Genomic DNA, 26,061 nt, shown 5'->3' on the forward strand with positions numbered 1-26,061 from the left:
TGAGTCCAAGTGAAGAGAAGAACTCTATGTCTTCTTTGCATCATGCATCTGATGTCGCGGCTGCGGCTGAGTTTGCCAAGGTTTCAGCTGCTGTTGCAAAATTTGTGCAGTCACCAGTGACAGCAACACCTTCGGTTCCTTCTTCCGCATCGACTCCGCTTTCTTCTCCATTATCTGCTCCGGTCGTATCTTCAGCATCAGAGCCGCAGCCTGTTTCTCCTGTTGCTGCTATGGCGGCTTCAGCGGCTGCAGCACCTCTTGGTCAGACAGCCGATACAAAAGCTGAAAAAGAAGAAGGAAAAGAACCTTCTAAGGCAAAGCCCGCTTATCTGCCGGCACCACAGTCGCCTACACAGAGTTGTGGTCATGGCATTCGTTATGACTTTAATATGGGTGCGCGCATTCAGCTGCCTAATCGTAGCGAAGGCAAGTGGCGGATTGTGCTGCGTGACCTTGATACCGGTAATATTCTTTTCTTTAATGAGAATACAGGTGCCATGGTTGCCTCATCAAAACGCTATTATGTGCGTTTTGGTATTGAGATCACCGATGTTCAGGCTGATGGTACAGAGAAAATTATTTTCACCCATGAGCTGGACTGTCGCAATAAAGAGGTTGTTATTCAGCTTCCGGTTGGCACGCTTGGTGATACGCTTGCGTGGTTTCCCTATGTCGTACGCTTTGCTGAGGAGCGTGGTGCCCGGGTGACCTGTCTGCTGTCAGGGCTCATTAAGCCAGCTCTGATGAATGATTATCCCAATATCCGCTTGCTGACTTCGGAAGAGGCAGAAAAAGAGAAGGTCTGTGAAAAGGCTTATGCGACATATTGCCTTGGCCTGTTCTTTGATGATGCAGAGAATGTTCAGCAGCCGACAGATTTCCGCTTTGTCGGGCTGCACCGTACCGCTGGTTATATTCTGGGAGTTTCTCCAAAAGAAGAACCTCCTCGTCTTTTACTGAGCAAAGAAGGCCGGCCTATAAAAGAGAAATATGTATGTATTGCTGTGCAGGCCAGTACGCAGTGTAAATACTGGAATAACCCAGGGGGATGGCGAGAGGTTGTAACCTTTCTCAAAGAAAAAGGTTACCGGGTTATCTGTATCGATCAGAAGCCTATTCACGGTACCGGTGTTGTCTGGAACCACATTCCTTATGGCTCAGAGGACCAGACCGGAGATCGCCCGCTGACGGAGCGTATTCGCTGGTTGCAGCATGCTGAGGCGTTTATTGGTGTGAGCTCAGGGCTTGCCTGGCTTGCCTGGGGTGCTGGCACTAAAGTCGTGATGATATCCGGTTTCACACATCCTACTAATGAATTTGAGACCCCTTATCGTGTGATTAACTGGCATACCTGTAATTCATGCTGGAATGATCCGCGTGTGCGTTTTGATCATCATAACTTCATGTGGTGCCCACGGCATGAAAACACGCCCCGGCAGTTTGAATGCTCACGTCTGATTACCGGTAAGCAGGTGATCGACACACTGGAAAAAGTGATTGAGGAATAAAAACAGGCTGGCATGCTTCGTCATCTGGTTATTTTTAATGCCAGACGACAGAGTTACAGTGCTGTAAAAAGGATGAGTAAAAATTTTACGTTACGCAGGGTAATGTTTGGCGTAAGATTTTCTCAGTAACGTCTGAAGCAGTGTGGCGTTCGGACGGATTTTAAATAAGGAGAAAGACTTTGCGGTCTTCAGTGTCTCGTCTTGCTTCTCTGGCTGCCGGCGTCATGACGGTATGTGCTTTTATTATGGGCGGAGAGGTGGCCACAGGCTTGTCTCCTCAGGCGCATGCGCAGGCTTCAGTTCTGCTTAAGCACCAGACAACAACAGCGATTGTTGAAACGATTGATACCAGCACCCGTGAGTTGCTGCTGCGTGATGCCAGAGGTAATCTGGTAACGATTGAGTATGGTTCTTCAGTTCGTGACCTGCCGCATCTTGCTGCTGGTGATAAACTGAGCATTTCATTTGTTGAAACTCTTGGTGCAGAGCTGGCACAACCTGGCAGTCCGCTGCCTGAATCAACGGTTCAGGTTGCTCGTGGTTATGTAAAAGGTCATCCACGTGGTGTTATTGCTTCCTTTCGCAGAGAGCGGGCAAAAATTACTTCTGTAGATGTTGCTACACACACTGTTTCTTTCGTGACAGATGATGGCGACAGCCATATTGCTGTTTTACGTACAAAAGCCATGCAGGACTTCCTGAAAACACTGAAGGTTGGTGATGTTGTCGATATCACCCGCATGGAATCAATTTCTTATGTGATTAAAGGTCAGGTAACAGTGCCGACGGCTCCGGTTGTCGCCGCTCCTGCTGCATCTGCACCAGCTGCAAAATAAGCAATATTGTAAAATATATTGCATGAAGAGAGCGCCTTTACGGGCGCTCTTTTTGTTTGTGTAAAATACGATAAGACTTACATCATATGTCATGTAAGTGACGACTGACAGGAGTGAGAAATGGCTGGGAAAAAACTATCAGGCGCGCGGGTTGTGCAAATACTGGATGATATGAACGGAGGACGGTCTTTTCTGGCTAATATTATAGGTTTTTTCTGTGTTGCGGCTATGCTTGGTCTTGTCGAAATGGCATGTCGCTTCATGCTGAATACACAGCTTGACCTTATCCTGCGTATTCTTCTTGTAGTTCTGGCAGGGTATTATTTTCTGCCATTTTTAATTTTGTGGGTTTTGCGCGGTAGTAAGAGCTGAGACTATCTCTCTGGTGTCAGAGGCACCAGAGAGATAAGTGAGAAATCAGCGCCCTGTGCGGCGGGTCAGCTGTGAAAGATCTCTCACAGCACCCCGGGCAGCACTGGTTGTCAGAGCGGCATAGGCTTTAAGAGCCGTTGAAACCACGCGTTCACGCTTTGGCTGCCATGCTTCATTCTCTCTGGCTTCCATCTGCTCGCGGCGTTTTTGTAAAATATCTTCTGTTACAGCAACAGACAGGCGACGTGCCGGAATGTCGATGTCGATGATATCGCCTTCTTCAACCAGGCCGATTACGCCACCTTCACCAGCTTCGGGCGAAATATGGCCAATGGACAGACCGGAGCTGCCACCAGAGAAACGCCCGTCAGTAATCAGAGCACATTTTTCAGCCAGACCTTTTGATTTGAGATAGCTGGTAGGGTAGAGCATTTCCTGCATGCCAGGACCACCTTTGGGGCCTTCATAGCGAATCAGCACTACGTCGCCAGCTTTGATCTGATCTTTGAGGATGGCTGTAACAGCATCATCCTGACTTTCGAAAATGCGTGCCGGTCCTGAGAATGTTTCCAGCCCTGCTGCTACACCTGCCGTTTTAACAATTGCACCTTCTGCAGCAAGGTTGCCATACAGCACGGCCAGACCACCATCTTTGCTATAGGCATGCTCTGAATCGCGAATAGCACCGCTGACTTTATCTGTATCAGGTGTTTTATACAGTGCAGACTGCGAGAAAGCCTCTGTCGTGCGTACACCACCAGGTGCGGCACGGAAGAAGGTGCGTGCTTTTTGTTTGCTCTCGCCATCTTCTGATCGAATGTCCCAGCGATCCAGAGCTTCGGTCAGAGATGAGGCATGCACCATCTGCACAGTGTTATGCAGCAGTTCCATGCGGTTCAGCTCACCCATAATGGCAGGAATACCGCCGGCACGATGAACATCTTCCATATGAATGTCAGAACGGGATGGTGAGACCTTGCACAGGTTAGGTACACGGCGTGAAAGACGATCAATATCTTTCATGGTGAAGGGAATTTCCCCTTCATGTGCGGCTGCCAGCAGATGCAGGACAGTGTTGGTTGAACCACCCATGGCAATATCAACTGACATGGCATTTTCAAAAGCTTCAACCGAAGCAATATTGCGGGGCAGAACACTCTGGTCGTTCTGCTCATAAAAGCGGCGTGCCAGTTCGACAATGCGGGTACCGGCTTCAATAAACAGATCACGGCGGGCAGCATGTGTTGCTACAAGGCTGCCGTTACCAGGGAGTGAGAGACCCAGAGCTTCGGTCAGGCAGTTCATTGAGTTCGCGGTGAACATACCAGAGCATGACCCGCATGTCGGGCAGGCTGAACGTTCGATTGTTTCCGAATCGGCGTCGCTGACATTTGGGTTGGCGGCGGCAACCATAGAGGTCACCAGGTCGGCGCGCTGTTCAATGTCGTCAATCGTGACTTTCCCGGCTTCCATCGGTCCGCCCGAGACAAAAATAACCGGAATATTCAGTCGCATGGCAGCCATAAGCATACCGGGAGTGATTTTGTCACAGTTGCTGATGCAGACCAGGGCATCAGCGCAGTGGGCGTTGACCATATATTCAACGGCGTCGGCAATCAGCTCGCGTGAAGGCAGGCTGTACAGCATGCCACCATGACCCATGGCAATGCCGTCATCAACAGCTATCGTGTTGAATTCACGGCCAATACCGCCGGCTTTTTCAATAGCACCACAGACCAGCTGTCCCAAATCTTTGAGGTGAACATGGCCCGGTACAAACTGAGTAAAGGAGTTAGCGACGGCAATAATGGGTTTGCCAAAATCGCTGTCTTTCATTCCGGTTGCGCGCCACAGGCTGCGTGCACCTGCCATATTGCGTCCATGAGTAGTGGTGCGGGAGCGGTAGCCGGCCATTATTAATCTTTCTGGTCTGATCAGTGGTTATGACGGAACCTGCAGTGTTGCGGGAAAGCAGGCTGTGCGTGCGATCACGCGCGCGGCGGTAATCTACGGTAGAAACCCCTGGCTGTCAGGTGCTATCTCTCTTTTTTGATGATGATTGATTTACTACAGTTTTATGACAAATTCTCTTTTCTGCGAGAGCCGTGCTGTCATTCGGTTGCAGCAGGGCGGGCTGTTCAGTATTTCTTGAACATATTCTGTCAGTGAGAGTGTGATACGGAGCATAGATGGACGTTTCCACCCAGCAGCCGGTTCAGTCAGCCGTGCTGAAGCCTGGTCGCCCTAAAACCCTGACGGGAGATCCCTTTTTCAGAGGGCTTGTTCTGTCAGCCGGTGTGGGTGTTCTGCTCATTCTCGGGGCTGTTATTGTCGTTATGGTGGTCGGTGGTATGCCGGCATTCGGGCAGTTTGGTCCCGGGTTTCTGATCTCTAAGGTCTGGAATCCGGTCACGCAGCATTTTGGTGCTGCTGCGCCTGTTTTTGGTACTGTTGCCAGTAGTGTTCTGGCGTTGCTTATTGCGGTCCCCTTATCGTTTGGTACGGCATTCTGGCTGACAACGCTGGCTCCGCCAGCGGCTTCATCTGTGATTGGTATGGCCGTTCAGCTGCTTGCGGCTGTTCCATCAATTATTTTTGGCATGTGGGGCTTTTTTGTTCTGGTACCACTGGTTGCCCATTATGTGCAGCCCGCAGTCAAAGCTCTTTTTGGTCACGTACCGGTTGTGTCAGTACTCATTTCAGGGCCGCCATTTGGTACGGGTCTGTTCACGGCAGCGGTTATTCTGGCCATTATGATTATGCCTTCGATTACGGCTGTTATGCGTGATGTTTTTGCTTCGATTCCTTCTGTTCTGCGTGAGAGTGCCTACGGCCTTGGTGCTACCCGCTGGGAAGTGATGCGTCGGGTTGTCCTGCCCTGGTCTCGTCAGGGTGTTGTCGGCGGTATTGTTCTGGGCATGGGGCGGGCTATGGGTGAAACTATGGCTGTAACCTTTGTCATTGGTGACAGTAACCATATTGGCTGGTCGATATTTGCACCGGCAAATACTATTGCATCGCTGATTGCTCTCGAGTTTCCTGAAAGTCCGGCCGGCAGTCTTAAGCTGGCTTCTCTTATGGCTCTGGGAGCTATTCTTATGGCGATTTCATTCGTGACCTTATGGTGCTCGCGCATGTTGCTGGCTCGCGGGCAGAACAGCACAGGAAAACGCTCATGACTGCACGCAGAACGCCGGATAGCTTTCGCGCTGCCCGCCGCAGAATGGCTGACCGTCTGGCTACGTTGTTTTCGTGGTGTGCAACAATACTCGTTGTTTTTGTGCTGGGCTCTATTTTATGGACCCTGTTAGAGAAAGGCCTGCCTGGGCTTCATTTGTCGATTTTTACAAAATCAATGAAAGCGCCGGGGCAGAATGGTGGCCTTGCTAATGCGATTGTTGGCAGCCTTATGCAAACAGGGCTTGCTGTCCTGCTGGGCGCGCCGATGGGTATATTTACCGGTATTTATCTTGCTGAATATGGCAGCCACAGCAAACTGGCTGATAGTGTGAGATTTGTTTCGGATATGTTGCTTTCAGCGCCGTCTATTCTGATCGGCCTGTTTATTTATATGATTCTGGTTGCCCCGTTTGGTCATTTTTCAGGTTTTGCAGGCGCAGTGGCGCTGGCTGTCCTTGCTATGCCTATTATGGTGCGCACAACAGAAGATATGCTCAGGCTGGTTCCTCTTTCCATGCGTGAGGCGGGCATTGCCCTTGGTGCGCCAAAGTGGCGTGTGACCTGCTTTATCTGCATCAGGGCTGCACGGGGTGGTATCATGACCGGCGTTCTGCTCGCAGTTGCGCGTGTTGCAGGTGAGACTGCACCATTGCTGTTTACGTCATTAGGGAATTCAGAGTTGTCGTTTAATATGGGGCGTGAGATGTCGAGCCTGCCCCTGGCAATTTATCAGTATGCAGGGTCTGCTTATCAGGATTGGGTACAGCAGGCCTGGACAGGTGCCCTGCTTGTGACATTTGGTGTGTTGATTATTAATATTGTGGTGCGGATCGGGATCCGCGGGGGCAAAGCATGAGCGAGCACGGTGTGAACAGTACCTTATCAGAGGGTGCAAAGACGGCTACCGCGCCTGAACTTGCTCTTCAGGTCAAAAATCTGGACTTTTATTACGGCAAAACGCACGCACTTCATAATATTTCTCTGGACTTCCCCCTGCGGAGTGTCACAGGCATGATCGGGCCGTCAGGGTGCGGTAAATCAACATTGCTGCGTGTGTTAAACCGGATGTATGACCTCTATCCCGGCCAGAAAGCGACGGGTGAGGTCATATTTGATGGCCAGAATATCCTTGCTCCGGGTGTTGATCTTAATCTTTTACGCTCGCGCATTGGCATGGTGTTTCAGAAACCGACCCCTTTTCCAATGTCGATTTATGATAATATTGCTTTTGGCATCCGACTGCATGAGCGGGTCAGCTCTTCTGAGATGGATGGCCGGGTTGAAGATGCTCTGCGTCGTGTCGCTTTGTGGTCAGAGGTGAAGGACCGCCTTAAATCTAATGCCACAGCCATGTCAGGCGGGCAGCAGCAGCGTTTATGTATTGCCCGTACTATTGCCACACATCCTGAGGTGATTTTGCTCGATGAGCCAACCAGTGCGCTTGATCCGGTTTCAACCGCGCGTATTGAAGAGCTGCTTGACGAGCTGAAGGCTGAATTTACCATTATTATGGTAACACACAACATGCAGCAGGCTGCACGCTGTGCTGACCAGGTGGCGTTCTTTTATCTGGGCGATCTGGTCGAGATTGATAATACGGACCGTATGTTTACCACGCCGCGGGAACGCCGCACACAGGATTATATTACCGGTCGCTTTGGCTAACTGAGGGAAGCAGGGTTATGACAACAGACGTTGGGCATACCGTAACGCGGTATGATCAGGAGCTTGACCGTTTGCGGGGGATGGTGGCGCGTATGGGCGGGCTGGTTGAACGCCAGACAGCTCAGGCCATTGCCGCTGTAGTAGATCAGAATGAGGACGCAGCTCTCGAGCCGCCTGAACTCGATGCAGAGGTTGATGCGCTTGAGCGCGAGGCTGAATCTCTGGCGATTCGTATTTTGGCCCTGAGGGCACCTATGGCGGTTGATCTGCGTCAGATTATTGCAGTTCTTAAAATTACCGGTGATCTTGAGCGTATCGGGGATTATGCCTCATCTATTGCTCGCCGGGCGTTAAAAGTAGAGCCGCTGGATGGCGCATTATCTTTCAGTGCATTGCGGAGTATGGCTCGTCTTGTACAGGAAAATCTGCACAATACGATTGAGGCTATGACCTCTGACGACAGCGCCAGAGCGATGGAGGTCTGGAATTCAGATGCTGTTATTGACGAGCTTTATACGGCGATGTTTCGTGAGCTCGTGACGTATATGATGGAAGACCCGCGTAAGATTGGCCCATGTATTCATCTTTTATTTGTGGCTAAAAATCTTGAGCGTATTGGCGACCATGCAACGAATATCGCTGAGCGTGTTTATTATGCCGTGACAGGCGATATGCTGCCTGCGGTTCGTCCTCGTGGTGGTAAGGCTGCAAAGCGCAGCTGATACCAACTGAAATATTCTGAGTATAAAAAACGCCCCGTAATAAATTTTACGGGGCGTTTTTTGAGTCGTGGCACCTGAAAAATTAAGGGGCCTGTACTGAGATACCTATCTGACTGACCAGTTGCGGATTCGCTGACATCATACTGACACCAGCAATAAGAGCCATAAGAGGCAGAGGGCGGGCTGGTTTGATATTAATAACAAGCGGCCCTTTGTCGGGGTGCATGAAATAAGTCGTTAAGGACGCAAAGAAGTCGGAGGGAGTTGCGCCATTTGGCGCAAACTTTGCCTGCAGCCCGGTCAGCAGTTCAAGAGGCGTTGTGTTATGCGCTTTGGCGCTGGCCGTAAGAGCACGCTCAACCAGGCCATCATCCTTATAGGTCAGAACAATATTATGTACAGGCATATCAGCGGCCCCTACGCTGAGTAGTGTGGTCGCATTGGTCTGCCCGAATGTGCCTGTGATATCGAGACGGCCCATTTTATGGCCATCTATATGAAACTCATTAATTTTAAATGTGTTTTTTGTAAAATCACGGGTGTCGCTGAGTAACAGATTTCCCTCAAAAAGCTTGTATCCCATAGAGGGGAGAACAGACAGGTTGGGGACATCCGGCCAGAGTTCCAGCTTGTTAAGGCTTGAAACTTCCTGCTCGCTGGTATCAGAGCGTACTGAGCGTGAGCGGAGCGTGCCGACCTGCATAAGCGGCGTGTCGCCTGACAGACTGAGGCGTTGTACCTGAATGTCGCGTGTGCCATTGCGCGATGCCAGCGGTGTGCCTGTCGCCAGACTGTTATAAAGGCCGAACAGGTCGACCCCGTCGATCATAATCAGGTCTGCTTTAATGTGACGCTGAGGTGCGACATCAGTTGAAAGCCTGAAGTTCTGGCTTTCCAGGCGAGAGGGGATGTCGTCACCGTAGTTCTCAAGCTCAACCGTATCAGCCGACAGGTCAGACTGCAGACTGCTTATAAAGCCCTGCAGTTTATGAGCCTGTGCATGATGAATTTCTAAAGTCTGCCGGGGGATTCCTCTGCGGTCATCGCCATCTGCAGGAAGAGTGACATCTTCAAGTTGCAGCGTCTCAAGACTAAGGCTGCCAGCCGGATCGATCAGGCGGAAATTATGGAAAGAGATAGAACTGATTTTATGGCTTACATCACCTGATGAAGCAGAAGGCTTAGAAATTTCAGCCAGGTCCGCCGTGATTGTTTCAGGCCCATGGCGAATGACAAGCTGGTCGAATTTTACACTGCGACCCAGAAGGCCAGGGCGCGCCTTATGATAAGAGAGAGAGGTGGACGGCCCGAGGTTTTGTCTGAATTCTTCAATGCTCTTTTTAAGCATAGCGTGTTTTGTCTGGGTAACGCCAAACCAGCCCAGGCAGGCAACACCGGTCAGTACACCTACAGTAATGAGAACATTTTTTTTCACCAGCCGGAAACCCTGCCTGTTTTCACCAAGAATTAAGCTATTTCAGCGATGCTCTTTAATCCACTGCGGGGGGGCTCTGCAAGTCTCAGTGCGGTATTATGTTACCTTTAAAAAAAATTACTGAAATAACAGCGATTAATACCAAACTACTTGACGCGAAAACTCTGTTCGCTCATAAGGTGGCCCTCTTTATAAGTTCAGATTTTAACGGAATCGTACCCTGATGAAGACCACTCTCTCGCTAAAACCTGCGGAGGTGACAAAAAACTGGATCCTGATCGACGCCGAAGGCCTCGCTCTTGGTCGTCTTGCTGTCATCATTGCTAACCGTCTGCGCGGTAAGCATAAACCTCAGTTCACCCCACATGTTGATTGTGGCGACCATGTCGTTGTGATCAATGCTGAAAAAGTTGCTCTGACCGGTAACAAAGCTGGCCAGAAGCTTTTTCACTATCACACAGGTTATCCTGGTGGCATCAAGACTCGCACCATTGCGCAGCGTCTTGAAGGCAAAAACCCTGACCACGTTGTGGTTAAGGCTGTTGAGCGCATGATCTCCCGTGGTCCGTTGCAGCGTCAGCAGATGCGCAGCCTGCATGTTTATGCTGGTTCAGAGCATCCGCATGGCGGTCAGAACCCGCAGACACTCGATGTTGCGGCTCTGAATCGTAAAAACGTTGTTAACGGACAGAAAGGCTGAGCATTATGTCTGAAACTCAGGAACGTACAGGCACGCTGGCTGATCTTAAAGGGGTTGTAACAACCGCTCCTGCTGAAGCTCCTGTCTATGAAGTAAAACGCGATGCACAGGGCCGTTCATATGCAACCGGCCGTCGTAAAGACGCTGTTGCCCGCGTATGGATTAAGCCTGGTAAAGGCGATATCACAGTAAACGGTCGTCCGGTTGGCACATATTTTGCTCGTCCGGTTCTGCGTATGCTGCTGACACAGCCTTTCCTTGTTGCTGATCGTTATAACCAGTTTGACGTTGTCTGCACCGTTACCGGTGGCGGTCTTTCAGGTCAGGCTGGTGCAGTACGTCACGGTATCAGCCGTGCCCTGACGCATTACGAGCCAGGTCTGCGCAGCATCCTGAAAGCTGCAGGCTTCCTGACACGTGACTCCCGTCAGGTTGAACGTAAGAAATACGGTCGTGCAAAAGCACGTCGTTCTTTCCAGTTCAGCAAACGCTGATTGGTCAGAAGACCTTATTGCTTTCGGAAAAGGCAGGAGAGTTTCTCCTGCCTTTTTTATTATCTGCTTTCTGCTTATGAGTGAGACAGAAAAGCTTTGACATCCTGTGTCAGTGCAGCACGACTTTCAGGGCGTGTGTATAGCATGTGTCCACCTGAATAGAGATGCAGGCTAATCCGGTCCTGCCCGACAGGAATATGCTCTTTTACCCAGCGTGATGTTGCAAACGGGCACGCCAGATCAAAATAGCCATTGGCAATAAAAACCCGCATAGAGGGATTAAGGGCCAGCAACTGCCGCAGAACCGGGATCTGATGGGCGAGAAGACCCTGACCCGCTCTGTAATCCCATGAAGCATTGACGTTAAGATCAAGCAGATTGTACGTGATCGGTGTTGCAAACTTCAGGTCTGAGGCCGCATATTGCTCGAAAGCACTACCATAAGCGCGACCAAAACCCGACAATGTTGGTTCAGGGCTGTCACTGTCGCTTACACCTTCGGGGTAAGGGTCAGCAATTGAGAGTGTAGCGTCATAGAGCGAGTAAAGTCGTCCGTCCCGGCTTCTGATATCATGCGCTGAGGCCTCAAGTGCGCCGCGTTCTTTTTTGACAATATTAACAGGTATACCTGTGCGTTGTGCGATCTCATTGTAAAATGTATCCGCTGCATCGCCTGCAGGTGGTGTGTTAACCAGTTTATTCAGATAAGGCCCCAGAGCATAGCTATATGCACTGTTGAGCTGCCGGGCTGTGGTGTCTGGCTGTAACTGATGATGAAGAGACAGATTCGCTGCTTCAAAAGTAGGCAGTGCCATAGCCGTTGCGAGTGGGTTGATCCCGGTTTCAAGCAGGGACATGTCGAGCGCGGGTGAAATCATAATCAACCCGTTTACAATAATGCTTTGCTGTTCCATCAGAGCGTTAGCAACTTCTATAGATCGAATGCCGCCATAGCTTTCACCGACCAGATAGCGTGGAGATGTCAGTCGTTTACTGGTGCTGGACCAGAGCTGAATAGCTTTTGCAAAAGCTCTGGCATCCTGTTTGACACCATAAAATTCTTTGGCTGCTTTTTTTTCATCTGTCGGGACAGACCAGCCAGTGCCCGGTGCATCGAGAAAAACCATATCAGTAGAAGGCAGCCAGCTGTCAGGGTTTATTGCCAGCTTTGCGTTAGCCCCATCAGTCGGGTTGCCTGCAGGAAAAGAAAGAATTTCGGGGCCTGCTGCACCAAGATGCAGGTAGGCCGTACCTGCGCCCGGGCCACCGTTAAAAAAGAATGAAACAGGTCGGTTTTCAGGTGCTGCACCATCCTGTGTGTAAGCAACGTAGAAAATACGTGCGGAAGGGTGGCCGTCTTTGTCTCGCAGTGTCAGCGTGCCGGCTCGTGCTGTATAGCTGATTTTGTGCCCATTAAAGGTCGCTGTGTGGTGGGTCACAGCATCCTGAGGTAGCAGCGCTCCTTTTCCTTCAAAAGCAGGGGTATCTGCTTTTGCAGTGCTGCCTTGCGTTTTAGATGGAGCTTCAGCCTGTTCGGCATGAACAGGTGCAGAAAAAGCAGACAGACAAAGTAATGCTGCTATACTGCATGACGTTAAAAGAGATGGAAAACCTGTTTTTTTTACAAAATAAGGTACGTGCATTGCAGAGATCCTGTCTGATCGCAAAGATGTTTCGAGATAGATAGAAGGTTGCACGTTTTTGACAAAATTACATGTTTGTATCATTACCAGGACCCCTGATAAGCTACAAAAAATATTAAGAAAGGTATGCTTTATGCGTTTTAATTATAAGCTGTCTCTTATGGCTTTCCCTCTTGCTGCGGCACTGATGGCAGCTCCTGGTGCTCACGCCCAGATGTTTCAGAACCCTCTTAAAGCCGGTATGGACAGCGCCCGTAGCGCGGCACACCAGAACAAAGAGACGCTGGAGCATGCAGACAGCGCTGCAAAGCAGAATTTAGAGAATCGTCTTCAGAGTGAACAAAATAAACTGACAAATTCAAATACGGCTGCACGTGACCGTTTCCAGTCTCAGACTGATCAGCTGAGAACGAAAGCAGATGAGGAGAGGGCGAAGGCTGAGGCAGCAAAAAGCCGCTGGAACAATGCAGGTCACGACACAAAAGAGGCCCTGAAAAGCCAGAAAGAGCGTGTAAAATCAGACTGGAAAGACGCAACAACGCTGCCCAGCATTCGATAATAGCTTTAGTGCTGATAGCTTTTTTAAGCTGTCGTAGATGTAAAAAAGGCCTCTTCCTTAGTTAGGAAGAGGCCTTTTTTATTAAGTGTTTTTAGTTCTTTTTACGTTTTCTGTCAGAAGACCCTTTGAAAGAGCCGCCGCTTTTTTTCTTATCTTTGTAAGCAGGACGTCGGTCATCACCATCGCCTGATGACTTGCTTCTGAAGCCGCCTTCACCTGCTGTTTTACCACGATATCCATCGCCTGATGGTTTGCCTCTGAAACCACCACCAGCTGGTTTGTTTCTGAAGCCACCGCCGCCACCGCTTTTGCGGCCGCCGCCAGCAGGAGCAGAGGCTGGCTCAATGCTGATTTCATCAGGGTCAGTTGCTGAAGCGCACTCTTTAAAGCTTTCAGCTTTGCTCTTTGCAATTTCAACCAGCGTGTGGTCGCCCTGAATGCGGATCGCGCCAATATCCTGCTTTTTGATATTACCCAGGCGACACAGCATTGGCACCAGCCATTTGGGGTCGGCACGGTCTTCACGACCGACAGACAGGCGGAACCAGCTGCCTTCTTCCTGTGGGCCGCGTTCTCTCGGGCCTTCGTCACGTGTTCTTTCACGTGGCATTTTTTTGATCGAACCAGGAGAGATAACGCGCACATTAGATGCTTTAGGCAGACTGGCACGCCACAGCCCGATCAGGGCGGCAGCAAGCTGCTCAGCGGAGCGGTTTTCTGTCAGTTTGCTGATAAGTTCCTGAGTTTCCGGTGCTTCTGAAACTTCAGCGTTCAGGGCAGGGGCCGCAAGCAGACGTTCAGCGTCAGCGCTGGCAATTTTTTCAGGTGTTGGTGCACCACCCCATTCTGCTTCAATTTTTGCGGCTTCCATCAGGCGTTCTGCCAGGCGACGACGACCTGGTGGCACCAGAAGAACACAGGTTCCCTTGCGTCCGGCACGGCCTGTGCGGCCTGAGCGGTGCAGCAGTGTAGCCGGGTTGGAAGGCAGGCTGGCGTGAATAACCAGGCCCAGCTCAGGAATGTCAATGCCACGTGCAGCAACGTCCGTAGCAACACAGACACGAGCCTGGCCGTTACGCAGGCTTTCTATGGCGCGGCTACGCTCGTTCTGGCCGAGATCACCTGAAATCGCGACAGAAGAGAAGCCACGTTCTGTCAGGATAGACTGAAGCTGACGAACGGCTTCACGTGTGTGGCAGAATACAATGGCTGAAGGGGCTTCAATCAGGCGCAGCACGTTAACAATGGCGCCGGCCATATCGCCCTGGTCTGCCAGAAGAACCTGGTATGAAATGTCAGAGTGTGGTGCGCTGTCTGTCTGAGTGTTGATGCGCAGGGCATCACGCTGGTAGCGTTTAGCCAGAGACGCAATCTCGCGCGCAATTGTTGCTGAGAACAGCAGCGTGCGGCGATCTTCCGGCATGGCTTTGAGCAGGGTTTCCAGCTCATCACGGAAGCCGAGGTCAAGCATCTCATCGGCTTCGTCAAGCACAACGGCTTTCAGGTTCGATAAATTAAGCTGCTTGCGGCCAAGATGGTCACACAGGCGGCCAGGTGTACCGACAACAATATGACAGCCGGCATTAAGTGCACGGGCTTCTTTGCGTGGTTCCATACCACCAACACAGGTGACAATACGTGCACCGGCCAGGCCATACAGCCACTCAAGCTCTTTACCAACCTGCTGGGCCAGCTCGCGGGTGGGGGCAATAACCAGAGCCAGCGGTGCGCCTGGTGGTGGAAGTTTACCCGTCTCATCAAGCAGAGTGCGGGCCATGGCGATACCAAAAGCAACAGTCTTGCCAGAGCCGGTACGGGCTGAAACAAGCAGGTCGCGGCCATCGGCTTCTTCAGCCATGACAGCGGTCTGTACAGGTGTTGCTGATTCATAACCGCGAGCAGCAAGAGCACTAGCGAGAGCAGCGGGGGTATTTTTAAAAGGCATAAATCGTTAAGTCCAGGCAACAAGGAATGGGGTGGCAACAAAAAATTCCCCGCACGACGAGCCAGACTCTGACAGGAGAACTTTTTTCTGAAGACGTTTTTTCTAAGCCATATAGTGGTTACTGGAACGGAAGATAGCGAAAGTCCATAAATATCTGACTCAGACTCGTATCAGGTGCTCCTCCGACACCTTTCCAGGCCTGTCGGCGGGAGTAGGCAAGCTGAATGCCCGTTTCAACTGTTCCGTATTTCCCTTTCAGGAATCGATACCACGCGCCGATTGTTCCTTCCATAACGCTGCGGGTGTTGGCGGTGCAGCCCAGGGTTGAAAGTTCTGTTTCACACCCAAGGTTTGAGTAGGCAGGGTTGCCGTATCCATACGGGCTGCCATTGTAGTTAGAAAAACGTCTGCCGGCTGCCTGATACCCAAAATAACCGTAAACATCAATACGGGGATTAGGATGTGCGATAAGACCTGCGGTTGTCTGAGCAGAAAAAAGAGGGGCGGGGCTGCCATTTGCCCTGAGTGTCGCATCTGGAAGCAGAACTGAGCCATAACGACCGATTCCCACACCTGCCAGGCCTGCCATGCGCATCTCAAGTGTATGAGGGATGAGAGGCAGAATCATTGAACCGCCGCCGCCGCCCGCAACAACCGTATTATTGTGCCCTTGCCCGAGGGATGAGACCCGGTTATGCGGAAATTTTACGATGCCTTCTGCCTCATAATGTCCCCATGACGGATCCCACGCTATCTTGGCGATGACATCAGGAGCAATTTCGTTAGAGAACGGGGCATCGTTTGTCAGACCTGTGCCGTTGCTGCTGATGGTCGCCACACTGCCGTTGGGGAGGGTAACCGTGCCGTTGTTATTCTGAAAGCCGGTTGTGTCGTACAATGTTGCCGGGTTTTCAAGAGAGAGCCCCAGCCAGAGACGATGTTGAAAAAAATCTTTTACGAAGCGTAGCTGAAGCTGTCTGGTCCATGTCTGACCAGCCAGCATTGAGGATTCGATGGTCTCAGGCAGACTTTCCTGGCGGGGGGTAATACCAACGCGTCCGGGTGTCAGGAGGCTCCACGCCTGGCCTGCCAGAAAATGGAAGTTAGTTTTGCTGTTATCATACGCCAGGTAAAGCTGGCGCATACGAAAAGCGTAGCTGTTACTTTCATAGGCATCTGTCGTAGACGCGCCGGCACCAAAATCCATTTCATAAAAACCCGAAATGGTAGAGTGGGAGTTTACATTGCCTCGCGCCATCAGAGAGATACGGCTGTATCGCGCGCTGCCATCGAAATTGTTCGTGTGATAGCGTGGCTCGTTGGGGTAAGGCATATCCTGCCAGTAGTTAAACGTACCACTCGGAATGTGACGGTTTTCATATACGGCTGAGGCATCAAGAAAGCCACCGAGGATGATCGCAACCGGCCCCATGTGAAACACGCCATGGTCACCAAGGGCACCAGTAGCCTGAGCACCAACAGTTTCACGCGGGTGGGGGCCAACGGCGTTGTCTGCCAGATGGGCAATGACATCTTCATCGCGGTGACCAATCACGGCATCAACTTCAGGCCTGGCATTCGTATCGTCAAAGACAGGCTGCGCTTCTGAGGTGTCGCCATTACGCAGGTGACGTGGTGGCCTGGTGTTCATAGCTGTTGCCGTGCGCGGCTTACCGGAGGGCCCTTCATTACTGTCCGCCCATTCATATCCATTGGTAGCAGGTGTGGTTGAACGGGCGGTTATAGTATGATTTGTAGCGGTTTTATGACCTTTGGGAGATAAGGCCGCGCGCTGAGCTGCAATTTGTTTTTGCATGCTGATAAGCGTTTTCTGCAGCTCCATCTGCTGGGCCTGGATGCGTGCCATCTGCTTTTCAAGCGCATCGAGAGAAGCGCTGTTCCCTGCTGCAGCAAGTGCTGAGGTGCTGGTGGTGAGAGAGGATATGCTAACTGTTGCCAGCAATGCGCTGGTGAGCAGGAAAGGGCTGGTGTGGTGCAGAAAACGAGAAAATATCATTGTTTGACACGAATAAACTTTATTAATAAAAATTTAAGAACTGTAAAGCATCTCAGGCGCTCTTGAGTAAAGAACAGATTGTCTCAAATATAATTTTATGTTCCGTGTGTGTAATTACAGGCACGGACATACCTGCCATGTTATGAAGGAGTAAGATGATGGCGCAGATGATTCATTCTATGATTCGAGTGCTTGATGAGGCCCGTTCTGTTGTTTTTTATGAGGAGGCTCTGGGTCTTAAAATTGCAGATAAAATTGTTTTTGATGATTTCACACTGATTTATTTATCAAATGGCGAGCAGACATTTGAGCTTGAGCTGACAGTGAATCATGGGCGGACCGAACCTTATGATTTGGGTAAAGGGTATGGTCATCTGGCCGTCTCAGTCGAAGATACAGAGGCAGAACATGCCCGCCTGACGCGGGCTGGTTTTGCGGTCACTCCGGTTAAAACTCTGGAAAATAAGGGCCGGGTCGTTGGTACTTTCTTTTTTCTCAAAGATCCTGACGGATATAGTATAGAGGTTCTTCAGCGTGGTGCGCCGGGGCGTTTTGTGTAGATCAGAGATTTCTGGCACAAGCAGGCTGAGTTTACCCATTTTTTGAAAAATTCTGACAGGCAATCTGGCTTATGAGACGCCCACTGTTGACTTCCTTTCGTAAGATGCATGGCCTGGGAAATGATTTTGTCATTTTTGATGAACGCGCAAATTCTCTGGCTCTGACACCGGTTCGTATCGCCGCTCTGGCTCATCGCAGGCGCGGTATAGGCTGCGACCAGCTGGTGACTTTGTCTCTCACCAGAGAGGCAGATGTGCTGGTGCGCTTCTTTAACCCTGACGGATCAGAGGCCGGAGCCTGCGGCAATGCTTCACGATGTGTAGCCAGTCTGCTCTGGCATGAGAATGGCAAGCGTCATTCAACGCTGCAGACTAAGGCTGGCCTGCTCTCTGCTTATGTTGGTGAGTATGGGGAAGTCACTGTTGATATGGGGCAGCCGCGTGAGCAGTGGCAGGATGTTCCCCTGGCTGCAGAGCATGATACATTGCACCTGCCGTTACCAGGTGACCCGGCGGCTGTATCAATGGGCAACCCGCATGCCACTTTTTTTGTGGAAGATTTCTCGTTGCTTGACCAGGGGCACAGCCTCGAGCACGACCCGCTCTTTCCTGAACGGGCTAATATTGGCTTTGCCAGAATGGAAAGCCGGACAAAAATGCGCCTTAAAGTGCATGAGCGTGGTACGGGGGTTACTGAAGCCTGCGGCTCTGGCGCCTGTGCGGCGGTTGTGAATGCTGTCAGACGCGGCCTTGCAGAGCGTACCTGTCAGGTTGAGCTTGATGGCGGTGTGCTGCGTATTGAGTGGGGCAGCAATAACCATGTGCTTATGACAGGCCCGGCGACTGTGGCTTTTGAAGGAACAGTGGATCTCGCTGCGTATCCGTCATGACAAAACCTGAAATCCTGACTTTTGGATGTCGTCTCAATACGTGGGAGAGCGAGGTGATGCGTGAGCATGCTGCCCCGCTTGAGGACGTTATTATTGTTAATACCTGTGCAGTGACCGGTGAGGCCGAACGGCAGGCGCGGCAGGCTATCCGGCGTGCGCATCGTGATAAGCCCGGCGCGCGCATTGTCGTGACGGGATGTGCCGCACAGATTGACCCTGATCGCTGGGCTGCTTTGCCAGGTGTGGTCAGGGTGCTGGGCAACGAAGAGAAACTAAAAGCTGAGAGCTGGTCGGCTTCCGCCATGCAGGAGGCCCGCGCGGTTTCTGACATCATGGCAGCGAAAGAGACAGCCGCTCATCTTGTTACAGAATTTGCCGGTCGCACCAGGGCTTTTGTTCAGGTGCAGCAGGGGTGTGACCATCGCTGCACGTTCTGCATTATTCCGTTCGGGCGCGGGCCATCACGTTCAGCACCGGTCGGGGTAGTAGTCGAACAGGTTAGAGCGCTTGTTGATGCGGGATACCGCGAGATCGTGCTAACTGGTGTTGATATGACCTCATGGGGTGGTGACCTGCCAGGTAAGCCGCTACTGGGGCAGTTGTGTCGGCGTGTGCTGGCCCTGGTCCCGCAGCTTGAGCGTTTGCGCCTGTCATCTGTTGATCCGGTCGAAATTGATGAGGATATCTGGCGTCTTCTGGCTGAAGAGCCGCGCTTTATGCCTTACCTTCATTTGTCGCTCCAGGCTGGTTCTGACCTGATCCTGAAGCGGATGAAACGCCGTCACCTGGCTGAAGATGCAGCCCGTGTGATCGCGCGCGCGCGTAGCCTGCGCCCGGGGATTGGTATTGGCGCAGATGTTATTGCGGGTTTCCCGACCGAAGATGATGCCCTGTTTGAAGAAACGCGGGCTTTTCTGGCTGAGCAGAGCATCCCTTATCTGCATGTTTTCCCGTATAGCGAACGTCCTGGAACGCCTGCGGCCAGAATGAGGGCTGTAAATGTGCCTGAGCGTAAGGCACGGGCCGCATGTTTGCGCGACGTGGGGGCTGAGGCGGCAACAGTCTATTTTGAGGGCTTTATTGGGCAGAATGTGAGGGTGTTAATGGAAACCCCTCAGTCGGGTCATAGTGAGCAGTTTGCTCCTGTACGTCTGAAGGCTGAAGAAGCTGATGCCCAGGCGGGCGAGATTATAGATATGAGAGTAATTGAAGCCAGCGCGACAGGTTTGCTGGCAGAGAGGATTTGAGATGGCGCTAGGTTTTTTTTCACGCCTTAAACAGGGGCTTTCGCGTTCTACACAAAAGCTGGGCGACGGGCTGACATCTGTTTTTACAAAGCGCAAGCTTGATGACGCCGCCCTTGAAGAGCTGGAAGATATCCTGATTACGGCCGATCTGGGGCCGGCTGTCGCTGAGCGTGTGATTGAATCATTCCGCCACTCCCGCTTTGGCTCTGAGGTGACAGATGAAGAGATCCGCACTGCTTTAGCAGAAGAAATTGCGACTATTCTTGAGCCGGTTGCTAAGCCGTTTGAGCCTGATCCGTCTAACAAGCCGCATGTTGTGCTGGTTGTCGGGGTGAATGGCACCGGTAAAACGACAACAATCGGCAAAATGGCCCGTTTTTACAGCGATCAGGGCAAAAAAATTATGATGGTTGCCGGCGACACATTCCGTGCTGCTGCTGTCGAGCAGTTGCAGGTATGGGGGCAGCGTACCAACTGTCCGGTCATTGCCGGCCCGCCTAACTGTGATGCGGCAGGCCTTGCGTTTGAGGCACTCAAGCGCGGCAAGGCTGAGCAGGCTGATCTGCTGTTTGTTGATACGGCCGGGCGTCTTCACAACAAAAGCGCTCTGATGGAAGAGCTGGCTAAAATTATCCGCGTTATGCGCAAATTCGATGAAAGTGCGCCCCATACAGTATTACTGGTTCTTGATGCGACAACCGGTCAGAATGCGATTGAGCAGGTCAGGGTCTTCCGTGAGCTGGTCAACGTGACAGGTCTGGTCGTAACAAAACTTGATGGTTCAGCACGTGGCGGCATTGTTGTTGCCCTTGCAGATACGTTTGGTTTGCCTGTGCATGCCGTAGGGGTGGGTGAGCAGGCTGAAGATCTGCGTCCCTTTGAAGCCCGTGATTATGCAAACGGGCTTGTGGGGCAGGTTGGTGCTGAGAATAAAGAGTGACCGGAAAGACGCTTTTTATAAAAAAAACCAGTTTTCCTGCTTTGGGTGTCAGAGCTTCCTTGACAGGGCATAGTAACCTCGTTAGCAAGCGCCTGCACCTGTTCCGGAGGTGCGAAGTATGAGTGAGGATAAAAACGATTCTTTTTTATCTCGTCTGAAAGCAGCTGAGCGTCGCTCCGGGCTGAAAACAGAGGATGATACGAAGGAAAGTGCAGACGATAAAGACGGGCAGTCTCTTGCAACTCTGGCGCTTCGTGCCGGAACAGAGATGATTTCAGCTCTGATTGTTGGTGTCTGTATCGGGTGGGGGCTTGATAAGTGGCTTCATACCCGTGCGATTTTTCTCATTATCTTTGCGCTGCTCGGAGGCGGAGCTGGTGTGCTCAATGTCTGGCGGCTGGTCAAGCCACCCCCGGTCTGAGTTAAACGACTCGATGCCAGAAAAGAGTTTCTGGTTTAGTTAGAGGTAGGAGAGCGGTTTTGGCAGGCGGTTCCAGTATCGACGTCCTTGGTCAGTTTGAACTTCATTCGGTTTTTGGTGGCCTTGGTGACGCACTGCACTTCAGTCAGTCGCCTGTCTACATGATGCTGGCCGTAGTGCTGGTTCTGGCTTTTCTTTATTTCGGCATGCGTCCCGCAGCCGTTGTGCCTGGTCGTTTTCAGGCCGCAGCAGAAGTGTGTTACGAATTTATTCGTAATATGGCGATTGATACAATCGGGCCTGAAGGTGCTTCCTTTTTCCCGTTTATTTTTACGCTTTTCTTCTTTATTCTGGCCGGTAACTATCTCGGTCTGCTGCCTTTCTCTTATACCTTCACAAGCCACATTGCGGTAACATTTGCTCTGGCTATGATGGTATTTGTCCTTACAGTCGTGGTCTCACTGAAAGTTCAGGGAATTCGCTTTTTTGCGCATTTCATGCCTGCTGGTGCCAGCCTGGCACTTGCGCCCCTGCTGATCCCTATCGAGATCCTTTCTTTTCTGTCACGCCCTGTAAGTCTTTCTATCCGACTGTTCGCTAACATGGTTGCCGGACACGTCATGTTTGAGATTTTCGCAAGCTTTGTCATTATGCTCGCCGGTTTTGGTGTGGTAGGTGACGTGTTTGCGATTGGGCCAATCGCTATTAACGTAGCGCTTGTGGCTCTTGAGTTGCTGGTTGGTGTGTTGCAGGCCTATGTGTTTGCCATTCTGACCTGCATCTACCTGCGGGAGGCCGTGGCTCACTGAGCTGCTTTGCCCGTTTCGTTTGAACTGTACTTTTAACAAGGAAGTGACTGATATGGACATCGCTGCAGCCCGGGAAATCGGTGCAGGTATCGCCGTAATCGCCCTTGCCGGCGTTGGTATCGGCCTCGGCAACATCTTTTCAACTCTGGTAAGCAGCATTGCTCGCAACCCGGCTTCTCGTCCGCACGTGTTCGGCCTGGGTATGCTCGGCTTTGCACTGACAGAAGCGATTGCGCTTTTTGCTCTGCTTATTGCGTTCCTGATTCTTTTCGTCTGATCAGAAGACGGAAAAAGGAGAGATTCCTGTGGGTGTCATGATAAAGACTGTTCGTGCCGGCATATTCTCTTTTGCTGCCGGCGTGTCCCTTCTCGTCGTGGCGGCACCCTGTGCTCACGCCGCAGGAATGCCTCAGCTTGACTTTAAAAACCCTCTGGTTACCGGTCAGGTAATCTGGGGGGCATTTATCTTCCTGGTGTTTTATCTGGTGCTCAGCCGGGTAATGCTGCCACGTGTTGGTCGCGTTCTTGAAGATCGTAGTGCCCGTATTTCGGGTGATCTTGAAGTCGCACGTGCTGCAAAGCATGATGCCGATAATGCGGTAGCCGAACTTCAGCATGCCCGTAAAACGGCTATGGCTGAGGCGAAGGCTAACCTGCAAAAAGCGCTTGACGATGAAAAGCGTAACACTGAAGCAAAAATTCAGGAAATTAAAGAGCGTCTTGCTGCTGAGATTGCTGAAGCAGAGAGCAAGGTTGCTGCTGAAAAGCAGCGTGCTTTTGCCGCACTGACAGATATTGCTGTTGAGACAACTCAGGAGCTGGTCAGTCGTGTCACTGGTGCTCGGCCTGCGCCGGCTCTGGTTGCCACAAAAGTTGAAAACGTAGTGGCTGAACGGGTAGCCTGATTACTCTTCGGGAGGAAGAACCGTCATGAATGGCATTTTTCACGAAGCAGGCTTTTGGGTAGCCGTATCCTTCGTTTTATTTTTCGTATTTTTTGGTCGCAAACTCTGGACCCCTATCGTGACTATTCTCGATAGCCGTGCAGAGCGTATCCGTCAGGACCTTGACGAAGCAGCCCGTCTGCGTCGTGAGGCTGAACAGATGCTTGAAGATGCGACCCGTGACCGTGAGCAGGCACTTGCTGAAGCCAAAACAATGGTTGAGCAGTCACTGCGTCATGCTGCTGAAGTGGCAGAACAGGCACGTAAAGACGCTGAAGCCGCAGTGAAACAGCATGAGCAGAGCGCTCGTGACCGTATCAGTGCTGTTGAGCGTGCAGCAACCCGTGAGGTGCGTCAGGCTGCTATTGATGTTGCGATAAAAGCCAGCCGTCAGGTTATTGCTGAATCGCTTAAAGAAGATGGAGCTTCAGCACTGGTTGATCGTGCTATTTCCGATCTGCCAGCAGCTCTGGCCCGACCAGCAGCGTAAGTAAACTGCGCTGTTGCCCGGTTTGAGCATCCACTCTTCTTCCCGGTCTGATACAGTACCGGTTCTGAGCTTTGTTATCGCTGTTCTTAACGAGAGCGATAACCTCTCTTTTGTCTGTCAGGAGCTGGCTGACGCCTGTCGTAGCCTGCCTGAAACAGAAATTATCTTTGTTGATGATGGCAGCCGCGATGACACAGTGGCTGTTCTTCAAAAGCTGCGTGATGAGCAATTGCCCACGCTGCGTATTCTTTGTCACGAACGTTGTTGCGGGAAATCGGCTGCTCTGCGTACAGGCATTACTGCTGCACGGGGGGAGTGGGTTGCCACGCTTGACGGTGATGGCCAGGATGATCCACACGAATTTATAGAAATGCTTCGTCTGGCACAGTTAGCCAGTGGCACACCGCCTTTAGTTGTGGGGGTGCGTCGTCGTCGTCGTGACGGTCTGTCGCGTGTGCTGGCAACACGTTTTGCTAACGGGCTGCGCCGCAGGCTGCTGAATGATGACTGCCCTGACACCGGTGCGCCTATGAAACTGTTTCAGCGCGATGTTTTTTTGCGTCTGCCACAGTTTGAGGGGCTTCACAGGTTTTTACCGGCTCTGCTCAATTCCTATGGTGTGCCGCTGCTGTGTCACTCTGTGGGGCATCGTCCCAGGTTGCATGGTCAGTCCAAATATACAAACCTTAACAGGGCGATTGTTGGCGTGCGTGACCTGCTTGGGGTTATGTGGCTGCGCAACCGCACCAGACTGCCAAAATCGGTTCGGGAATGTTGAGACATTTCCAGGGTAAGTCCCGGCTGTCTATCTGGTCTCTTGTTTTCATTGGTATTTTTGCATTCCTGGTATTTTTGCCCGGGCGTGCCTCGACGCCTCCGTTTGATCGTGATGAACCACGATATATGGAGGCCACAGCGCAGATGCTCGAAAGTGGCAACTTTGTTGATGTGCGCTTTCAGGATAAGCCGCGATATCTTCAGCCGGCTGGTATTTACTGGCTCGAGGCGGCTTCAGTTGCTCTGAGTGGTACACTGCACGACCGTGCTGTGTGGGCGTATCGTGTCCCCTCTCTGCTTGCCATGTCTGCATCAGTGGCGATAACAGCCTGGATGGCTTCGGTGCTTTTTGGCGCTTCAGCTGGTTCTTTTGCAGCTGCTATGCTCATGGCTTCGGTGCTCGTTACGGCTGAAAGTCGTATGGGGACCATAGATTCCACGCTCTTATTTTCTGTTATGCTGGCGCAGGTTGCCCTTGTACGGGTTTTGCTTGATCGCGAGGCCAGGCGTGCTACACCCATTAAAACTGCTCTGCTATTCTGGGGGGCAGTAGGTCTTGGGCTGATGCTCAAAGGTCCTGTCATTCTCATTCCTACACTTGGTACGGTTGCAGCTTTTTGTCTGACAGAGCGTAAGGCTGATATCTGGCGCAGATTGCGACCCGGCTGGGGCTGGATAGTTTCACTGGTTATTGTTTTGCCATGGTGTGTTGCTATTGGCGTAGTGAGCCACGGTGCATTTTTTAGTAATGCAGTTGGTACGAATTTCCTGGGTAAGGTTGCTTCAGGGCAGCAGGCTCATGGTTTACCTCCAGGTTATCATCTTCTTGTGTTTTTGCTGGCGTTCTGGCCAGGGTCGTTTTTTGTGGTCGCAGCGTTACCTGTGGTGTGGCGTAACCGTTTAACCCCGGCAGTCCGCTATCTTTTATGCTGGATCATTCCCCACTGGCTTGTGTTTGAAGCTATTGCAACCAAACTCCCCCATTATGTTTTGCCGACCTATCCGGCACTTGCTGTTCTCACGGCCGGAGCTCTGGCACAGGGTGGCCCGGTCTGGAGAAACTGGCCAAAAGCACTCTGGGCTCGTGGTGCTCTTTGTGTGTATGGCGGATTATGGACGATAACAGGGCTTGCTTTGTCGGTCGCCGGTCCGGTTCTTCTGTGGCGTCTGGAGGGGCAGCTCTCGCTGCCAGCATTCATTCTGGCAGGAGGGTGTGGCCCTCTGGTTATTATTTCAGCCGTTATGCTGGTACGCTCTGAGCTTATTAAGGCTTTTGTGACCAGTGCGACCTGCGCACTGCTGCTTTATGCCGGTTTGTTTACGGTTGTTGTGCCAAAGTTGCACAGTATATGGCTGGCACCCCGCCTCGCAGCTCTTGCTGAAACGTACCGTCCTTGCGGTGATAAAACACAGGTGATTTCAGTTTCTTTTTCTGAGCCCAGTCTTGTATTTTTGCTGGGAGGGAAGGTGAAGCTGCTTGGTGCACAGGCCGCAGCACGCCTGATGCATAATGATAAAGCCTGTACGGTTGCGCTTGTTGCGCAGAGAGATCGTGAGGCTTTTGTAACGGCTCTTGGTGATGATAAGGCGGACCTGCTGTCACGCGGGATGGTAACAGGGTTGAATTATTCGAATGGCCACCATCTTGCGATTAGTCTGTATTTTCTGGCACAACAGAGTAATTGAGCGCTAAACTCTGGTTATTAGTAATTTTATCAGGGAGTGAAAATGGTGCCCGCTGGCGGATTCGAACCACCGGCCCCATCATTACGAATGACGTGCTCTACCAACTGAGCTAAGCGGGCATAACTTATTTTCGACCGCTGACTATCATGCTCATATAGGAAACGCAACCAGGAATGAGCACGACTGCAGAAAAAACTCTGTACAAAAAGGGCCAGGTTAAA

26 protein-coding genes and 1 tRNA gene are annotated in these 26,061 nt (G+C 51.5%); 21 read left to right on the plus strand and 6 right to left on the minus strand.

The window, feature by feature from the left end:
• Positions 1-230: 230 nt before the first annotated feature.
• The 3 genes from HK11_RS03245 to HK11_RS03255 all read left to right on the plus strand — a co-directional run bounded on the left by HK11_RS03245 (position 231) and on the right by HK11_RS03255 (position 2,716).
• Entirely contained in the window at positions 231-1,508 is a 1,278-nt protein-coding gene (locus HK11_RS03245; protein WP_086553966.1) for an autotransporter strand-loop-strand O-heptosyltransferase, read from the plus strand.
• Between the two features lie 224 nt (positions 1,509-1,732).
• Positions 1,733-2,344 (plus strand): hypothetical protein, encoded by a 612-nt coding sequence (locus tag HK11_RS03250; RefSeq protein ID WP_233127806.1) that lies wholly within the window; start codon positions 1,733-1,735, stop codon positions 2,342-2,344.
• A 120-nt stretch (positions 2,345-2,464) separates the two neighbouring features.
• The gene (locus HK11_RS03255; RefSeq protein WP_086553908.1) at positions 2,465-2,716 is read left to right on the plus strand and encodes a hypothetical protein; all 252 of its coding nucleotides are present in this window, start codon (positions 2,465-2,467) and stop codon (positions 2,714-2,716) included.
• Positions 2,717-2,761: 45 nt separating this feature from the next.
• Here HK11_RS03255 and ilvD read toward each other — a convergent pair whose 3' ends face one another.
• Positions 2,762-4,630: a dihydroxy-acid dehydratase gene (gene ilvD / locus HK11_RS03260; RefSeq protein ID WP_086553909.1), complete on the minus strand. Its 1,869-nt coding sequence runs from the start codon at positions 4,628-4,630 to the stop codon at positions 2,762-2,764.
• 275 nt (positions 4,631-4,905) lie between these two features.
• Here ilvD and pstC point away from each other — a divergent pair, with 275 nt between their 5' ends.
• From pstC to phoU, 4 genes are read left to right on the plus strand one after another with little or no spacing between them, the layout of a single operon-like run.
• A complete protein-coding gene (gene pstC / locus HK11_RS03265) occupies positions 4,906-5,895 on the plus strand; it encodes a phosphate ABC transporter permease subunit PstC (RefSeq protein WP_086553910.1) in 990 nt (329 codons plus the stop codon).
• A complete protein-coding gene (pstA, locus tag HK11_RS03270; RefSeq protein WP_086553911.1) occupies positions 5,892-6,752 on the plus strand; it encodes a phosphate ABC transporter permease PstA in 861 nt (286 codons plus the stop codon). The genes pstC and pstA overlap by 4 nt, the downstream gene beginning before the upstream one ends.
• Positions 6,749-7,561 carry a phosphate ABC transporter ATP-binding protein PstB gene (gene pstB, locus HK11_RS03275; protein ID WP_086553912.1) on the plus strand — a complete coding sequence of 271 codons (813 nt, stop codon included), beginning with the start codon at positions 6,749-6,751 and terminating at the stop codon, positions 7,559-7,561. The genes pstA and pstB overlap by 4 nt, the downstream gene beginning before the upstream one ends.
• Positions 7,562-7,578: 17 nt before the next feature.
• Positions 7,579-8,283, plus strand: coding sequence for a phosphate signaling complex protein PhoU (gene phoU, locus HK11_RS03280; RefSeq protein WP_086553913.1), 705 nt, complete (start codon positions 7,579-7,581; stop codon positions 8,281-8,283).
• Positions 8,284-8,365: 82 nt separating this feature from the next.
• Here the strand turns inward: phoU and HK11_RS03285 are convergent, their stop codons facing one another.
• A complete protein-coding gene (locus HK11_RS03285; RefSeq protein ID WP_086553914.1) occupies positions 8,366-9,718 on the minus strand; it encodes a hypothetical protein in 1,353 nt (450 codons plus the stop codon).
• A 223-nt stretch (positions 9,719-9,941) separates the two neighbouring features.
• Between HK11_RS03285 and rplM the strand changes: the two genes are divergently transcribed.
• Together rplM and rpsI are read left to right on the plus strand one after the other, a co-directional pair.
• Positions 9,942-10,418, plus strand: a complete 477-nt coding sequence (gene rplM / locus HK11_RS03290) for a 50S ribosomal protein L13 (RefSeq protein WP_086553915.1) — start codon at positions 9,942-9,944, stop codon at positions 10,416-10,418.
• A 5-nt stretch (positions 10,419-10,423) separates the two neighbouring features.
• Positions 10,424-10,912, plus strand: coding sequence for a 30S ribosomal protein S9 (gene rpsI, locus HK11_RS03295; RefSeq protein ID WP_086553916.1), 489 nt, complete (start codon positions 10,424-10,426; stop codon positions 10,910-10,912).
• A gap of 74 nt (positions 10,913-10,986) precedes the next feature.
• Here the strand turns inward: rpsI and HK11_RS03300 are convergent, their stop codons facing one another.
• Positions 10,987-12,555, minus strand: a complete 1,569-nt coding sequence (locus tag HK11_RS03300) for a S10 family peptidase (RefSeq protein ID WP_086553917.1) — start codon at positions 12,553-12,555, stop codon at positions 10,987-10,989.
• Between the two features lie 133 nt (positions 12,556-12,688).
• Between HK11_RS03300 and HK11_RS03305 the strand changes: the two genes are divergently transcribed.
• Entirely contained in the window at positions 12,689-13,114 is a 426-nt protein-coding gene (locus tag HK11_RS03305; protein WP_086553918.1) for a hypothetical protein, read from the plus strand.
• Positions 13,115-13,205: 91 nt separating this feature from the next.
• Here the strand turns inward: HK11_RS03305 and HK11_RS03310 are convergent, their stop codons facing one another.
• Both HK11_RS03310 and HK11_RS03315 read right to left on the minus strand, forming a co-directional pair.
• Entirely contained in the window at positions 13,206-15,059 is a 1,854-nt protein-coding gene (locus HK11_RS03310; protein ID WP_086553919.1) for a DEAD/DEAH box helicase, read from the minus strand.
• Positions 15,060-15,177: 118 nt separating this feature from the next.
• A complete protein-coding gene (locus HK11_RS03315) occupies positions 15,178-17,076 on the minus strand; it encodes a hypothetical protein (protein WP_086553920.1) in 1,899 nt (632 codons plus the stop codon).
• Between the two features lie 158 nt (positions 17,077-17,234).
• Here HK11_RS03315 and HK11_RS03320 point away from each other — a divergent pair, with 158 nt between their 5' ends.
• From HK11_RS03320 to HK11_RS03370, 11 genes are all read left to right on the plus strand, one after another.
• Complete coding sequence (locus HK11_RS03320) at positions 17,235-17,636, plus strand: VOC family protein (protein WP_086553921.1); 402 nt, start codon at positions 17,235-17,237, stop codon at positions 17,634-17,636.
• An 83-nt stretch (positions 17,637-17,719) separates the two neighbouring features.
• Complete coding sequence (gene dapF / locus HK11_RS03325) at positions 17,720-18,526, plus strand: diaminopimelate epimerase (RefSeq protein WP_086553967.1); 807 nt, start codon at positions 17,720-17,722, stop codon at positions 18,524-18,526.
• On the plus strand, positions 18,523-19,773 hold the full coding sequence (gene mtaB / locus HK11_RS03330; protein ID WP_086553922.1) for a tRNA (N(6)-L-threonylcarbamoyladenosine(37)-C(2))-methylthiotransferase MtaB: 1,251 nt from the start codon (positions 18,523-18,525) through the stop codon (positions 19,771-19,773). Before dapF ends, mtaB begins: the two co-directional genes overlap by 4 nt.
• 1 nt (position 19,774) lies before the next feature.
• Positions 19,775-20,713, plus strand: coding sequence for a signal recognition particle-docking protein FtsY (gene ftsY / locus HK11_RS03335; RefSeq protein WP_086553923.1), 939 nt, complete (start codon positions 19,775-19,777; stop codon positions 20,711-20,713).
• 118 nt (positions 20,714-20,831) lie between these two features.
• Entirely contained in the window at positions 20,832-21,134 is a 303-nt protein-coding gene (locus tag HK11_RS03340) for an AtpZ/AtpI family protein (RefSeq protein WP_086553924.1), read from the plus strand.
• A 59-nt stretch (positions 21,135-21,193) separates the two neighbouring features.
• A complete protein-coding gene (locus HK11_RS03345; protein WP_086553925.1) occupies positions 21,194-21,943 on the plus strand; it encodes a F0F1 ATP synthase subunit A in 750 nt (249 codons plus the stop codon).
• Positions 21,944-21,995: 52 nt separating this feature from the next.
• On the plus strand, positions 21,996-22,220 hold the full coding sequence (locus HK11_RS03350; protein WP_003624142.1) for an ATP synthase subunit C family protein: 225 nt from the start codon (positions 21,996-21,998) through the stop codon (positions 22,218-22,220).
• A gap of 37 nt (positions 22,221-22,257) precedes the next feature.
• Entirely contained in the window at positions 22,258-22,848 is a 591-nt protein-coding gene (locus tag HK11_RS03355) for a hypothetical protein (protein WP_086553968.1), read from the plus strand.
• 34 nt (positions 22,849-22,882) lie between these two features.
• The gene (gene atpF, locus HK11_RS03360; RefSeq protein WP_173560227.1) at positions 22,883-23,377 is read left to right on the plus strand and encodes a F0F1 ATP synthase subunit B; all 495 of its coding nucleotides are present in this window, start codon (positions 22,883-22,885) and stop codon (positions 23,375-23,377) included.
• Between the two features lie 13 nt (positions 23,378-23,390).
• Positions 23,391-24,155, plus strand: coding sequence for a glycosyltransferase (locus tag HK11_RS03365; RefSeq protein ID WP_369822914.1), 765 nt, complete (start codon positions 23,391-23,393; stop codon positions 24,153-24,155).
• Positions 24,149-25,840 (plus strand): glycosyltransferase family 39 protein, encoded by a 1,692-nt coding sequence (locus tag HK11_RS03370; protein WP_086553927.1) that lies wholly within the window; start codon positions 24,149-24,151, stop codon positions 25,838-25,840. The genes HK11_RS03365 and HK11_RS03370 overlap by 7 nt, the downstream gene beginning before the upstream one ends.
• Positions 25,841-25,883: 43 nt before the next feature.
• On the opposite strand, the gene HK11_RS03375 is transcribed toward HK11_RS03370, so the two are convergent.
• Positions 25,884-25,959 (minus strand) — tRNA-Thr (locus tag HK11_RS03375).
• Between the last annotated feature and the right edge of the window lie 102 nt (positions 25,960-26,061).

The sequence above is a fragment of the Acetobacter sp. DmW_043 genome, assembly GCF_002153485.1.
GTDB classification, from domain to species: Bacteria; Pseudomonadota; Alphaproteobacteria; order Acetobacterales; family Acetobacteraceae; genus Acetobacter; species Acetobacter thailandicus.